The following is a 13,392-nucleotide window of genomic DNA, read 5'->3' as shown; positions in this document are numbered from 1 at the left end:
TTTATCTTTCTTTATTTTATTCTAAAAAATTAGCTTCTTAAACGAAATCTTCTTGAATAATGTCAGCGTGATCTACTTTTTTACGGTCAGACATAGGAACAAAAGCTCTTTCATTTTCGCCAATATAAATTTGACGAGGACGACCAATAGGATGTTTCATTTCTAACATTTCTTTCCATTGAGCAATCCAACCTGGTAAACGTCCCATAGCAAACATTACCGTAAACATATCTGTCGGTAAGTTCATGGCACGATAAATAATTCCAGAATAAAAATCTACATTAGGATACAATTTTCTTTCAATAAAGAACTCATCTTCTAACGCAATTTTTTCTAATTGTTTAGCAATATCTAACAATGGATCTTCAATACCCATTTTAGATAAAATATCATCACATGCTTTTTTCAAGATTTTAGCTCGTGGATCAAAGTTTTTATATACACGATGTCCGAATCCCATCAAACGCATTTCACGATTTTTTACTTTGGTCATAAACTCTTCAATCGTTGCTCCACTGCTATGGATAGCTTCTAACATTTCGATAACTTCTTGATTTGCTCCACCATGAAGAGGACCACTCAAAGCATTTGTTGCAGAAGCAACAGAAGCATAAATATTAGCTAATGAAGAACCTACAATACGAATTGTTGATGTAGAACAGTTTTGCTCATGGTCTGCATGAAGAATCAAAATCTTGTTCAATGCACTTACCATTACAGGGTCAATTTCATATTCTTGTGTAGGCAAAGCAAACATCATTTTCAAGAAACGTGCTCCATAATTCAAGCTATTGTCTGGATAATTAACAGGGTGTCCCATTTCGTTTTTGTAAGACCAAGCTGCAATAGTTGGAACTTTAGCGATCAAACGAACGATAGACATATATACTTCTTCTGGAGAACGATTAGATTTCATCGACTCAGGATAGAATGTACTCAAAACCGAGATAAGTGAAGACAACACAACCATCGGGTGCGAAGTAGTTGGGAAGCCATCAAATATTTTACGCATATCTTCATGGATAAGCGTATGATTAGTAACATCATTTTGGAATTTTGTAAGCGAAGCTTGGTCTGGAAGCTCTCCAAAGATAATAAGATAAGCTACTTCCAAAAAACTTGCTTTCTCTGCTAGTTCTTCTATATTATAACCACGATAACGCAAAATTCCTTTTTCGCCATCTAAAAATGTAATTGCGCTCGTTGTTGAACCTGTATTTTTATAACCAGGGTCAAGTGTAACAAGTCCTGTTGTAGCTCTTAATGTTCCGATATCTATACCTACTTCTCCTTCTGTTCCTTCCACAAGAGGGAGTTCATATTCTTTTCCTTCGTAGTTAATTGTAATTGTCTTTCCGTTCTGTGACATACGTAATATAGGGTTTGTTCTGAAAGTTGTGTTCTAAAATATTCTTACTTATTAGAAGGTGTATTATAATAAAATGCCTTTACTAATATAAGATGAAATAAGTTGTTTTTACAGTTCTGTGAATAAGTTCACAATTTAACCAAAAAAAAGGCACAAAAACAAGTTTGAATGGTTTTTGTAGCTAAAAAATAATAACTAATTAGACAATAAAAATAAATCATGGTAGGTGATAGAGCAGTAAAACAACTTTTTAATTAAAAATGTTTTCTTTTTTTATAAATAGATTATACAATAAATGAAACGGATTTTTACTAAAAATAAATTGGGTTTTAAGCCAAAAAACATCTTCTTATCTTTGGAGTTCTGAATAAAAAGTGATAAGTTTGCACTCTATTTGTAATTTAAACAAAGTTTATCTCATGTACGCAATCGTAGAAATAGCCGGACAACAGTTCAAGGTTGAAAAAGATCGTTTTATCTATACACACCGTCTTCAAGGAAATGAAGGTGACGAAGTAACTTTTGACAAAGTTCTTTTGGTAGAAGATAACGGCACTGTTAGTATTGGCGAGCCTCAATTATCTGGGGCTTCAGTGAGTGGAGAAGTTCTTGCTCAAGTAAAAGGCGACAAAGTAATCGTTTTTAAGAAAAAACGTCGTAAAGGCTATAAAACAAAAAACGGACACCGTCAGCAATTCACTAAAGTCTTGATTAAAGACATTCTAATTTAGTTTTAATTTATTTATTTTATTTACAATTTTTTTATTTTATCTAGTTCGTTTTTTAGAATAAGCGTATAAAAGAAAAAATAAAATCCAAACTTTAAAACAATACAGATATGGCTCACAAGAAAGGTGTCGGTAGTTCACGAAATGGACGAGATTCGGAAAGTAAACGTCTAGGTGTAAAAATTTGGGGAGGGCAAGTAGCCAAACCAGGTAGCATCATCGTACGTCAACGTGGAACAAAATTTCATGTAGGTGAAAATGTAGGAATTGGTAAAGACCATACTATTTTTTCTCTTATTGATGGCGAAGTAACGTTTCACAAAGGATACAAAAAACGTTCTTTCGTTTCAGTAGTTGCTAAATCAGAAACTGCCGAAGCATAAATTTATTTTGTGTTATCTTGTTGGTAAGAATACCAACCACAAGAAGATTAACATACAAAAAAACCTATACTAGAAATGGTATAGGTTTTTTTAGGTCTTATAATTTGTAAAACTACTGACAATCTTTTTCCAATTAGTCTTTCAAAATTTTGATTGTTCCTTGGTAATTTTGTCCTTCTACTCTTATGATATACATCCCTTTAGGTACAACAGGAAAGGCAATTTCTTTTTTGCTTGTAGTTAAGACATCAGTCAAAATCAATTTTCCTTGCAGATTATATATTTGAAGATTTAATGTTTGATTAGAGACAAATAATTTTTCATCTACTTCTATATTCAAACTATTTGCTACTGGGTTAGGAAAAACACGAATTTGAGATTCTTTACTCGTTAAATCTTCATTTTCTTGTCCTAGAATAATCTCAATTTGATTTAACCTTTGAAAGTTAGGAATACCATAACCATATTCTTCAGTTGGATTAAAGTAACTGTCTCCAGCTCGGCGAACAGCAAACATGATTTGTTTTTGAGTAAGATTAGGATTTTTCTGCATAAAACCTGCTACTAGACCCGCTAATAATGGAGCTGCATAAGAAGTTCCACTACCAGAAGTAAGTTCATCATCGATATTCCAAAGTACAGCTCCTTGTCCCATTGCCATGACATCAGGTTTTATTCTTCCATCTACTGTCCTTCCAAAAGAAGAAGTACCATCTCTTTGCTCATTCCTATCTACTGATCCAATAGCTAATACAGAAGGAGCATCAGCAGGAAAAGATATTTTCCCCCATGCATCACTTCCACTATTTCCTGCACTAGTTATAACTACAATTCCTTTTTCAGTTGCTATTTCGGCAGCCCTAGAAATGAGAGCTGTTTTGCCATCTAAATCTTCTTGAGTATAAGTATAACCCACACCACTAAACTCAGGGTAATCTACATAACCTAAAGAAGATTGAATAATATCTACTCCCAAACTATCAGCTTTTTCTGCTCCTACTGCCCAAAATGCTTCTTCAATAGGCATTTCTTGACTTGTATCTTCTGTTCTGAATAGATAGTAAGTTGCTTCTGGAGCAGTTCCTATCATTTGTCCTTCCTTTTTTGAGAGCATTGTGGAAAGAACTTTAGTTCCGTGTGAAGAACCTTGATAGACATTTCGTCCGTTTCCAACTACGTCATAAACAAAAGGAATATCAGCATGAGAGAAAGCAGAAAGTGCATTTGCATTAATAAAGCCACCATCTAAGACAGCAATATGAATTCCTTGCCCCAAATATCCTTGTTCGTGCATCTTATCTACACCTAACATCTGAATTTGAGCTAAAGAATTACCGTAATCAAAATTTTCTTCTGTGCCTTTTATTTCTGCTATTTTATTTACTTCAAATTCTTGACAAATCTCTTCTTCTGTGGCTTGTACTTCACAAGTTGCCGAAATTCTAACTCTTCGATTTGGGTCATTATGAAGAACTATTTTATTTACTTTTTCTACAAAAGCTAAGTTTTCTATTTCTGTGAAGGTATCTTCATCTGCCGTTACGATAGCTGCATTAAACCATTTTATGCCATGACTTACAGTTGCCCCCAAATTATTTATCTGATTGATATAATCAATATTGACAGGTAAATCTTGCTCTGTGATAGAAATTCCTTGTTTAGTTCTTCTATCAATTGCCTTTTGAGTAAGAAATTCTAAAGGACGGCTAATTGAAAAAGATGTTCCATTTTTATCTTTAAAATAAACTAATCTTTCTTCACTGGTTTGAGAAAAAACGGTATGAAAAAATCCTGTACCAAAGAAAATAACAGTGATTAATTGTACAAATAGTAATTGTTTTAGTTTCATATATAATATGTCGTTAGTTTGAGCTACTTTTTTTAAGTATAAATAATATTCGGAAGAATATAGTATTTACCAAAGGCTAAATTGCATAATTACAAATATAGCATTTATTTATTTTTAAATAACTCAAATCCCTTCTAACATCTTCTTTATTGCCGTCTTTGTCTGATTTATTTTAGACTATTTAACCTTTATTTGGGGAAAAGATAATCTTTTATTGCTTCTTTATTTTGATAAATAAGAAAACACACAACTATTTTAATAACTATTACCTTGAACATACAAAATCTAAATTTCATCATAAAGTTCCAAAATCTTTTTTGCTAGATTTTCCCACGAATACTTCTCTTTAAAATCTCTTAGATTTTCTCCATAATCAATATCTTTTTTATTTTTAAAAAGCTCTTCTATTGCATTCTGAATAGCTTTTGGCGTTGGACTTTCAGCTATTGTTCCTGCATTATAAGGCTCTATCAAATCACGAAGTCCACCCACATCAGTAACCACAGAAGGGACTTCAAAATGAAAGGCAATTGCTGAAACTCCACTTTGAGTAGCGTGTCTATATGGCAAAACATTGGCATCAGCAGCCGAAAAAAGTAGATTTACTTCACTATCTGAAACATAACGCAAACGAGTATCGATATTTTGTTTTTTGGGATGATTGTCTAAAATAGTTTGAAGTTCTTTATTTTCATTATCTGATAAGTAGGATTCTCCTGCAATAATCAAAAAGTAACTATCATCAAGGTTTTTAAAGGCTTCTAAAAGCAAATCTAATCCTTTATATTTTCTTACAAATCCAAAATAAAGCAGTATTTTCTTGTTCTCAATTCCTTCAATTTTTGAGAGTTCTAATTTTTGTAGAGCTTCTTTTCTAGCTATTTTTTCTCCAAAATGTTCATAAATTGGATGTGGGTGGAAAATATATTTTGCATTTGGTTTTCGTTCTAAAAGGTCTTTTTCAACAGACTTACTCATGACGATATAGGCATCAGTATTTTTTAAAAAATACTTTGTAAAGGCTTCATCAAAAAAACGCTTTTCGTGAGGAATCATATTATCTACAATGACAATAGATTTTGTTCCTTGTTTCTTTAATTTTTTTGCAACTGTTCCTAAAGCAGGCGCAAAAAAAGGCAACCAGTAGCGCATCAAAAGTAGAGTAGGCTCTTCTTTTGACATTTTGGAAGCCGTTTGCAGATATGAAATAGGATTTATACTACTAATTGTTCGCTGTGTCGGAATTTGGTCTGCATTGTCTTCCGAAGTAGAATATTGAGTCTGACCTGGAAAAAGAAATTCAGGATATTGTGTAGTAAAATTATAAGCAGAAACAGGAATATCAAGTTTTTCGAAACTACGATATAAAAGAGCATTGAACTGTGCAATTCCACCACGGAACGGATAAAAAGTAGATAAATAAGCTATTTTCATTGTACATTATTTTGTTGGTCTCGCTTCGCCAAAATACCAAACAAGGCATTTTTTTTAGTTTGCGAAATGTAATAAAAACAAAAACCATCAACTAGAAAATGCTAATTGATGGTTCAAAGGACGGTATTTTTTATTTTAAAGTAAAGTTTTATTCGTATTATTTGTTTTCTTTATTTTTCTATGATTATATTATAGGGCAGGTAAAAAATGAGGTACTTCTGTGCGATTAGATGGAGTTAATTTAGCCTTGCTTGTTGTAGCATTTGGATATTTTGAGCTTTGTTTGTCTGTGTTATATTGCAAACGCATCATTACAAAAGCCATAACTATCAGTAACATTAATGCCCCAATCGTGACATTCTCTTTTTGCTGTAGAAAGATGTATTTTTTCATTAGGCTGTAAGTTGTTTAAAATAAAGTAGTTAATAGTGATATTAGATTGTTAGTTTTTTTTCAAGTTTATAACTATAAAAATTTTACTGTAGCACTTTGTTGTACGAAAATAAAAAATAGTTGTTGCTGCAATTGTCTGTTTTTTTAAAATTTATCTTTAAAAAAATATAAAACAATCTTATTTATCTTTATTCTTCTACAAAATAACATCCTAATGATTACTCATAAGTTACATTACTTAGGCAGATTGATTAAGTTATTGATTTACTAGTCTATGAGTGGAAATTTCACCATTTTTCTAACTCAAACCTTCTACATATCCATCTTTTATATCTATTTGTAATGCTTGTGGCTCTTTTGGTAACCCTGGCATTCTCATAATTGTACCCGAAACAGCTACGATAAAACCAGCTCCACTGTTGATAACTAAATCTTCAATATTTAAGGTAAAATCCTTAGCAACTCCTAACTTATGAGCATCATCAGAGAATGAATATTGAGTTTTGGCAATACAAACAGGAAAGTTTGAGAAACCTAGATTATTTATCTTAGAAATCATTTTTTGAGCTTTATCAGAAAGTGAAATGTCATTTGCACCATAAATTTTTTGAGCCACTTTTTTGATTTTAGTTTCTATATTGTCTTCATTTTCATAGGTAAACTCTAAGGGTTTTGATGGATTATTCTGACAGACTTCTACCACCGTTTTAGCTAACTCTTCTGCTCCTTTTCCTCCTTCTAAAAACCCATTATTGATAGCAAATTTTACATTTTTAGAATTACAAAATTCTTTTAGGAACTCAATTTCTTCATCAGTATCAAAATCATATTTATTAAAAGCAACTACTACAGACTGACCAAAAGACTGCATATTTTCGATATGTTTTTCTAAGTTTTTTGTTCCTTCTTTAATTCCTTCTAAGTTTGGCTTCTTGATTTCTGATTCTGCAACATTACCATGAAGTTTTAAAGCCTGAGAAGTAGCTACAATAACTGTAATCTTGGGAGATAATCCAGATTTACGACACTTAATATTCATAAATTTTTCTGCTCCCAAATCTGCCCCAAACCCTGCTTCTGTAACTACATAATCAGCAAAATGAAGAGCCATTTTTGTAGCCAAAACAGAATTACAACCATGAGCAATATTTGCAAAAGGACCTCCATGAATAATGGAAGCTGTATTTTCAGTTGTCTGAACCAAGTTGGGTTGAATAGCATCCTTCAAAAGCACTGTAATTGCACCTTCAAAACCCAAATCTTTTACAAAAACAGGTTCTTGACCTACTCTATATCCTAAAAGAATGTTTCCTATTCTCGTTTTCAAATCTTCTAAATCATTTGCCAAACACAAAATAGCCATAATTTCGGAAGCAGGTGTAATGTCAAAACCCGTTTCGGTTGGAATTCCATTGCTAATGCTTCCCAATCCTGTAACTACATTTCTAAGTGAACGATCATTGACATCCAAAACTCGTTTCCAAAGAATTTGACGAAGCTGATTTTCAGAACCTCTATTTTGAAATTGATAATTATCCAGTAAAGCAGCAATCATATTATTTGCTGAAGTAATCGCATGAAAATCGCCAGTAAAATGCAAATTGATATTTTCCATCGGCAAAACCTGTGCATAACCACCTCCTGCTGCGCCTCCTTTCATTCCAAAACAAGGACCTAAAGAAGGCTCACGAAGTGCTACAATAGCTTTTTTTCCAATCTGTGCTAATCCTAACCCCAAACCTACTGAAGTTGTGGTTTTTCCTACTCCTGCTTTTGTAGGTGTAATGGCTGTCACTAAAATTAAGTTTGATTCTTTTTTATCAGAGTTATTTTTGAAATCAAGTAAATCTAAAGGTAACTTGGCAATGTATTTTCCGTAGGGAATTAATTCTTCTGTCGGAATATCTACATTTTTAGCTATTTCTGAAATAGGTAAAAGATTGCTTTGACGAGAGATTTCGATATCTGATTTCATAGAAGGAATTTTTTGTGTTATTTAAAATCTAAAGGAAAATTCAAGGAATAAAAAAAATAGTTAATTGGAAACTTTTAAATCATTTTGAGTAATTTTGAAACAAAAATATTAAAAAAAATGTCAAACTCTCCTTTTTCTACTCAAAACGAAGAATTAAAAAACAGTATTCAAACATTAATTCTTTTACATGTTTCTCAAAACAAAATTTCAGATTTGATAGCAGAAGCCTATAAAAATACACCCAAAAAATGGCAGGAAGAAATCTTTTATTTACTCAATAATAAGTTACAAGACGAAGAAAATAGAAAAGAATATTTAGTAGAAGAATTAAATTCTGATTTTTTAGAAAGCATATATGATAGTCAGATTTGGCAAAAAATAAATCAACTTTCTTTTGAAGACAAACTACCTTATTTATTGCATCATATTTTGGGTTGGAACAATGAAAAAATAGCTCTTTTACTTGATATTTCTATTTCAGAAGTAGAAATTTTATTAGTCAGTGTTTTGAAAAAACTAAGTGAATGAGATATTTCTTAATACTGGTCACTTCTTATACTAAAAGAAGTATTTAAATTGTAGAGTTTAAAATTGCCGTATTTTGCTGAATATCAACTCTGTACGGCAATTATATTTTGCAAAAGTCCTATATTTGTTTTTACCACAAAATAAATAATTAGATTTTGTAAAATACACTACAATGATAAAAAAAAATAGCCACAAAAATAGTTTCTTTGACAAAAAAATATTTTGAACAGGAATTTTCAGCTACTTCTACTCTTTTTCAGAACTCTTTTTCAGAATTAGATATTTCTAATGTAGATGAATCTGATACATTACTTTTTGAAAAAATGCAAACTGTATTTTTTCTAGGTCAATTACTAGGTTTGCCTACCTTGAAAAGTATTTTAGTCAAATTTGGTATCACAAGTAGTCAAGTATCCATCAATTACAAAAAGTTGTATAAAAAACTGACAATCAACAAAATACGTGTACTTTATGAATATGTATTTAAAACTCAAGTGGTTCATTTATTGAAAGAAATGGCTTCAAAAGATAGTAGTATTTGGTCAAAAAAAAGAGTTACGGCAGTTTTAGATGACAGTATTTTTCGTCAATGGCTCTCTGAGTTAGGTAGAGAAAATGATTATTTTGGAAGTTTCTTTAGTGGACAGTATCGTGCTACTACTCTAGGCTTTAAAGTGGTTTGTTTTGGATTATATATTGAAGATGTTTTTTATCCTTTATTTTTTGATTTTGTTAGAAAAAAAGAAAAAGCTGATAAAAAAGAACCTATTCAAATAGCTAAAAAATTAGTGAATCGTTGGGGAAAGTTACAAGAAAAATTAGCTAAAGAAAATAGTGTATTACCTTCTATTCATTTTAGTTGTGATAGTGGCTATAGTGATGTTTCATTGAGTGAAGAATGTACCAACCAATCAACAAGTTTGATTTATATTAGTGTACCTAAAAAAAATCATATTATTATAGTAAATAATAAAAAAACAAACTCAAAAGAATATATAGATCGTGTTTTTTTAGAACAAGAAAAAAAACATCAAGAAGCGCAAAGACATCTCAAGGAAGAAGAAAAAACACCTTTTACTTTACGTCTAAAAGCGTTCTATCAATGCCAAAAAAGAGAAGTTGTTTTATTATTTTTTAGGTTAAATGGCTCAAAAAAAGTAAGTGTTATATATACCCCAAATTTGACCGTTTTTGCAAAAACATTACGAAGACATTGGTTCAATAGAACCTATATAGAACAGTTTTTCAAAACACTCAAACACGTATTAAAAATTAGTGAACCTAGAACAAAAAATAAAGAAGAATTTGAAAATAAACTTTTAAAATTTGCATTTTTGGCGATTGAAGTTCAAAAAATAGTCCGATTTATTAGAAGAAAATGTAAACAATTTAAACAAAAAGGATTTATTTCTTTACAAAGGATACTCTGCTCTAACAAAGAAATACTAGACCTTTTGCAAAATCAAATCAATATAAAAACTTGATAATCAAAATAGTAAACTAAAATCAAACTCTACAATTTAAAATTGCTGTAAACTGAGTTTGTTCAGTAACAGGCAAAATAACAAACTCTAAAGTAGGTTCTTTCCCATATTTTTGCTGAGTCTCTCCTGCTAATATAGAAACAGAATATAAACCATTAGAAATTTCAATTTGTGCTTTTCTAAAGACTAATAACCTTTCAATAGTTTCTAAATTAAATTTATGTAAATAAGGAATAGTGAAAAGACAAATTTTTCCTTGTGTTACTTCTAATAAATATCCGTCTTGACGTATTTGTATATTGTTTTCAGCCTTTTCTAATTCAATATTTTTACCTGTTAAATTGAAATAAATCGTATAAGGATAATTTTGGATTCTAGCAAGCGCAATCATTTTACCTTTTTCAACTACTTTATCTCCAAAATCTGTAGTCGTAAAATTAGAAATTAAATTATCAGGCAAATTATTTTCTTTTTTATAATCTAAGAGTGTAAACGGATCAGCTAAAATAAAATAATCTCGTAAATCATTTAATTCTTCGACAAATTTATATGTATTCATAATTTTTAGTTACTTCATTTTAGCTCGTTTTATCAGATAAGGTAAAAGAATTTTATCCATTGGCTGACGAATATCTACTTCTACAAAATCAATTTTATATTGTCCACTTTTGAGTTTTAGAGCTTGTTCTTTGGCTTTGGTTTGCTCACGATAATATTCTCTAACTTGTGCAGGTTGAAGTTTTATTTTTTCGCCTGTTTCTACATCTGTAAAAATATAAGGACGGTCTTCAAAATCAAATTCGGTTTCTGTTTTTGAATCTTTTACATGAAATAGCAAAACTTCATGATGACGGTGTTTTAAGTGTTGAAGAGCTGCAAAAAGCTCATCAGTATCGTTCATATTGTCTAGCATATCACTAAAAATAATGACTAACGAACGTTTGTGTAATCGCTCTGCTATTTCGTGCAACACTTTTGCTGTCGATGTTTTTTTATTGTTGGGAGCTGGAGCATCTAAAAGTCGCTGAAACTCCAAAAAAAGTGTGTGAATATGTTTTGAAGTCGCTTTTATAGGCGTTTGAAGCTCTAATTTATCCGAAAAAGTGGTCGCACCGATAGCATCACGCTGTTTTTGAAGCATATAAGCAATAGAGGCAGCAGCCATAATTGAAAAAGTGATTTTGCCATTTTCGTACTTGCCTTCTCGTGGATAATACATAGAAGGCGAAACATCTATTAAAAGCTGCGCTCTCAAATTGGTTTCTTCTTCATAGCGTTTTACAAAAAGTTTGTCGGTTCGTGCATAGACTTTCCAATCAATATGACGAGTGCTTTCTCCAGTATTATAAAGACGGTGTTCGGCAAACTCTACTGAAAAACCGTGATAAGGTGATTTATGAAGTCCTGAAATAAATCCTTCTACTACTTGGCGAGCCAAAAACTCTATATTTCCGAACTGACGAATGGCTTGTATATCTAATTCTTGCATAATTTTTTTTGTGTTTCATCAAAAATACAAACAAGTTGCTAACTTTATTCAACTTACTCAAAAAATGACTTATAAAAAATCGCAAAAAACATTCTTTTTAGGATAATCTTCTACTAATGAAATCTACTTTTTACAGAAATTACGAAACGTCCAAAAATCTATATTTCCTACTTTCTATTCTTTTAATCAGCTTACTAAGTTCATTTTTAAGAGGTTATGCGCTTTTTCAAACCGATTTTGCAAACGGTTGGGATGGTTATTTTTATTTGGTACAAATGCAGTCTTTAGCCGAAACAGGAAATGCACATACAAATGATCCTTCTATTATTTATTGGTATTTGACAGGATTTTATTTTTTATTTCAAGATTATGTGGTGGCTTATAAAGTTGGAATTTCTGTGTTGGTAGGAGTTTTTACATTTTTAGTTATTGTTTTGATTCAAAAATATTCTACTAAAAAAATGGCTCTTTTTGTAGGAATTATGATTTTATGTAGTCCTCATCTGACCTATTTTGTATCTCAATATCCTAAAAATCTGTTGGGAATTATTAGTTTGATTTTGTTTTGGCTAGTTTTTCCTAAAGAATTTTCATCAAAACACAGAAATCTAATTTATCAAATTATACTTTTAGTATTTGTTCTGATTCTCAATTATTTCTCTCACAAACTCACTTTTTTTATTGCTCTTCTTTGGCTTGGAGTCTTTTTTTTAGCCAAAATCAATCAAATCAAACTCATTTTTATAGGAATTTTGATTTTAATTGTAATAAGTTTTTTAAAAATAGATTTGACAGAATATTGGTCGCAATGGCGAAGAATACACGATGCTTTGGGTGGATTTTCATTTGTGCCATATAAGTTTTGGGCGAGTTTTGGAAATGAACGAATTTCTGTTTTTTGGAGAATTGAAATTATAATTTCAATTTTTGTAGTGCTTTTTTGTTTAGTTACACTTCTTTTTGATAGAAATAAAATAACTCTATTTCACAAAGTAACTGCAATTATACTTTCATTACTTCTTTTGCCTGTCTTGAAATGGGATTTGGAAGGAGTTAGTTTTAGATTGTTTATGCTTTTTGGTGTTTTGTGGGTGGTTTTGATTCCTGTTTTGGTAGAACAGGCATCTTGCCTGTTCAGTAAATTAAACTACAATATTATTTTTTTACACAGACTGGAAGTCTGTGCTACTTTATTTTTAATTATCCTCTCTTTTTTCTCTTCACAATCTTACAAACCAACTCTTCACGAACCAACAAATCAAACCTATAAAGTTATAACAGATAATTTTGAAAAACAAAGTTATGGGTTAGAGTCAAAAGTCAAATTGTTGATTTTACACAAATCGTTTGCTGAATATTTTACTTTCAGAACTAAAATTGATGCATTACCTTGGCTTCCAGAGCCTACATTAAAAGAGGAGATTTCAGAAGAAAGTCTGTATCGTTTGGCTACGCACATCAGAAAAGAAGAGTTTGAGTATTATCTAAAGGATACTGAAAAAGTAAAACGTTTGGGTTTGAATTATTTTTTGCTCAAAGAAATAGATTATCAAAGAATGCTTTTATCTGTCAAAAATGAAAATGATACAGTATTGATAGAACGAATGACCAATCATAATTATAATCCTTCTCGTGTTCGTCCTTTGTTTTTATTGGAACAAAAAGAAAAATAAAATCTCAAACCTTCCTCAAATTTCTAAATCAAAAATGGTTTTTGTTTCTTTGTAAAAAATTAGAATAAACTACACATTCAAAACCAA

12 protein-coding genes are annotated in these 13,392 nt (G+C 30.8%); 5 read left to right on the top strand and 7 right to left on the bottom strand.

The features are described from left to right. Positions 1–37: 37 nt before the first annotated feature. The gene (locus V9L05_RS04340; protein WP_338790148.1) at positions 38–1,369 is read right to left on the bottom strand and encodes a citrate synthase; all 1,332 of its coding nucleotides are present in this window, start codon (positions 1,367–1,369) and stop codon (positions 38–40) included. A 419-nt stretch (positions 1,370–1,788) separates the two neighbouring features. Here V9L05_RS04340 and rplU point away from each other — a divergent pair, with 419 nt between their 5' ends. Continuing rightward, on the top strand, positions 1,789–2,100 hold the full coding sequence (gene rplU, locus V9L05_RS04335) for a 50S ribosomal protein L21 (protein WP_338763361.1): 312 nt from the start codon (positions 1,789–1,791) through the stop codon (positions 2,098–2,100). 107 nt (positions 2,101–2,207) lie between these two features. Then, positions 2,208–2,480 carry a 50S ribosomal protein L27 gene (gene rpmA, locus V9L05_RS04330; protein WP_338790149.1) on the top strand — a complete coding sequence of 91 codons (273 nt, stop codon included), beginning with the start codon at positions 2,208–2,210 and terminating at the stop codon, positions 2,478–2,480. Positions 2,481–2,613: 133 nt separating this feature from the next. Here rpmA and V9L05_RS04325 read toward each other — a convergent pair whose 3' ends face one another. The 4 genes from V9L05_RS04325 to V9L05_RS04310 form a co-directional block, all read right to left on the bottom strand. Continuing rightward, on the bottom strand, positions 2,614–4,329 hold the full coding sequence (locus tag V9L05_RS04325) for a S8 family peptidase (protein ID WP_338814516.1): 1,716 nt from the start codon (positions 4,327–4,329) through the stop codon (positions 2,614–2,616). Between the two features lie 285 nt (positions 4,330–4,614). Beyond that, positions 4,615–5,763 carry a glycosyltransferase gene (locus V9L05_RS04320; RefSeq protein ID WP_338814515.1) on the bottom strand — a complete coding sequence of 383 codons (1,149 nt, stop codon included), beginning with the start codon at positions 5,761–5,763 and terminating at the stop codon, positions 4,615–4,617. A 189-nt stretch (positions 5,764–5,952) separates the two neighbouring features. After that, complete coding sequence (locus V9L05_RS04315) at positions 5,953–6,102, bottom strand: hypothetical protein (protein WP_338790155.1); 150 nt, start codon at positions 6,100–6,102, stop codon at positions 5,953–5,955. A 352-nt stretch (positions 6,103–6,454) separates the two neighbouring features. Next, entirely contained in the window at positions 6,455–8,131 is a 1,677-nt protein-coding gene (locus tag V9L05_RS04310; RefSeq protein WP_338814514.1) for a formate--tetrahydrofolate ligase, read from the bottom strand. Positions 8,132–8,248: 117 nt separating this feature from the next. On the opposite strand from V9L05_RS04310, the gene V9L05_RS04305 reads away from it, so the two are divergent. Beyond that, positions 8,249–8,659, top strand: a complete 411-nt coding sequence (locus V9L05_RS04305; RefSeq protein WP_338814513.1) for a sigma factor-like helix-turn-helix DNA-binding protein — start codon at positions 8,249–8,251, stop codon at positions 8,657–8,659. Between the two features lie 206 nt (positions 8,660–8,865). Further along, positions 8,866–10,143, top strand: a complete 1,278-nt coding sequence (locus V9L05_RS04300; protein ID WP_338812774.1) for a hypothetical protein — start codon at positions 8,866–8,868, stop codon at positions 10,141–10,143. A 22-nt stretch (positions 10,144–10,165) separates the two neighbouring features. Here V9L05_RS04300 and V9L05_RS04295 read toward each other — a convergent pair whose 3' ends face one another. Both V9L05_RS04295 and V9L05_RS04290 read right to left on the bottom strand, forming a co-directional pair. After that, positions 10,166–10,702, bottom strand: a complete 537-nt coding sequence (locus tag V9L05_RS04295; protein WP_338814512.1) for a hypothetical protein — start codon at positions 10,700–10,702, stop codon at positions 10,166–10,168. A gap of 9 nt (positions 10,703–10,711) precedes the next feature. Next, positions 10,712–11,635, bottom strand: coding sequence for a DUF58 domain-containing protein (locus V9L05_RS04290; RefSeq protein WP_338815410.1), 924 nt, complete (start codon positions 11,633–11,635; stop codon positions 10,712–10,714). Between the two features lie 113 nt (positions 11,636–11,748). Between V9L05_RS04290 and V9L05_RS04285 the strand changes: the two genes are divergently transcribed. Next, positions 11,749–13,305, top strand: a complete 1,557-nt coding sequence (locus V9L05_RS04285; protein ID WP_338814511.1) for a hypothetical protein — start codon at positions 11,749–11,751, stop codon at positions 13,303–13,305. Positions 13,306–13,392: the final 87 nt, after the last annotated feature.

Origin of the sequence: Bernardetia sp. Wsw4-3y2 (genome assembly GCF_037126295.1) — a bacterium.
GTDB lineage: Bacteria > Bacteroidota > Bacteroidia > Cytophagales > Bernardetiaceae > Bernardetia.
Note: the sequence above shows the minus strand (reverse complement) of the source record. Positions and strands in the feature narration are given on the sequence as shown.

Excerpts from the sequence above, each read along its gene's own strand:
- V9L05_RS04340 (WP_338790148.1), bottom strand. The coding sequence starts at position 1,369 with ATGTCACAGAACGGAAAGACAATTACAATTAACTACGAAGGAAAAGAA.
- rplU (WP_338763361.1), top strand. The coding sequence starts at position 1,789 with ATGTACGCAATCGTAGAAATAGCCGGACAACAGTTCAAGGTTGAAAAA.
- rpmA (WP_338790149.1), top strand. The coding sequence starts at position 2,208 with ATGGCTCACAAGAAAGGTGTCGGTAGTTCACGAAATGGACGAGATTCG.
- V9L05_RS04325 (WP_338814516.1), bottom strand. The coding sequence starts at position 4,329 with ATGAAACTAAAACAATTACTATTTGTACAATTAATCACTGTTATTTTC.
- V9L05_RS04320 (WP_338814515.1), bottom strand. The coding sequence starts at position 5,763 with ATGAAAATAGCTTATTTATCTACTTTTTATCCGTTCCGTGGTGGAATT.
- V9L05_RS04315 (WP_338790155.1), bottom strand. The coding sequence starts at position 6,102 with ATGTTACTGATAGTTATGGCTTTTGTAATGATGCGTTTGCAATATAAC.
- V9L05_RS04310 (WP_338814514.1), bottom strand. The coding sequence starts at position 8,131 with ATGAAATCAGATATCGAAATCTCTCGTCAAAGCAATCTTTTACCTATT.
- V9L05_RS04305 (WP_338814513.1), top strand. The coding sequence starts at position 8,249 with ATGTCAAACTCTCCTTTTTCTACTCAAAACGAAGAATTAAAAAACAGT.
- V9L05_RS04295 (WP_338814512.1), bottom strand. The coding sequence starts at position 10,702 with ATGAATACATATAAATTTGTCGAAGAATTAAATGATTTACGAGATTAT.
- V9L05_RS04285 (WP_338814511.1), top strand. The coding sequence starts at position 11,749 with ATGAAATCTACTTTTTACAGAAATTACGAAACGTCCAAAAATCTATAT.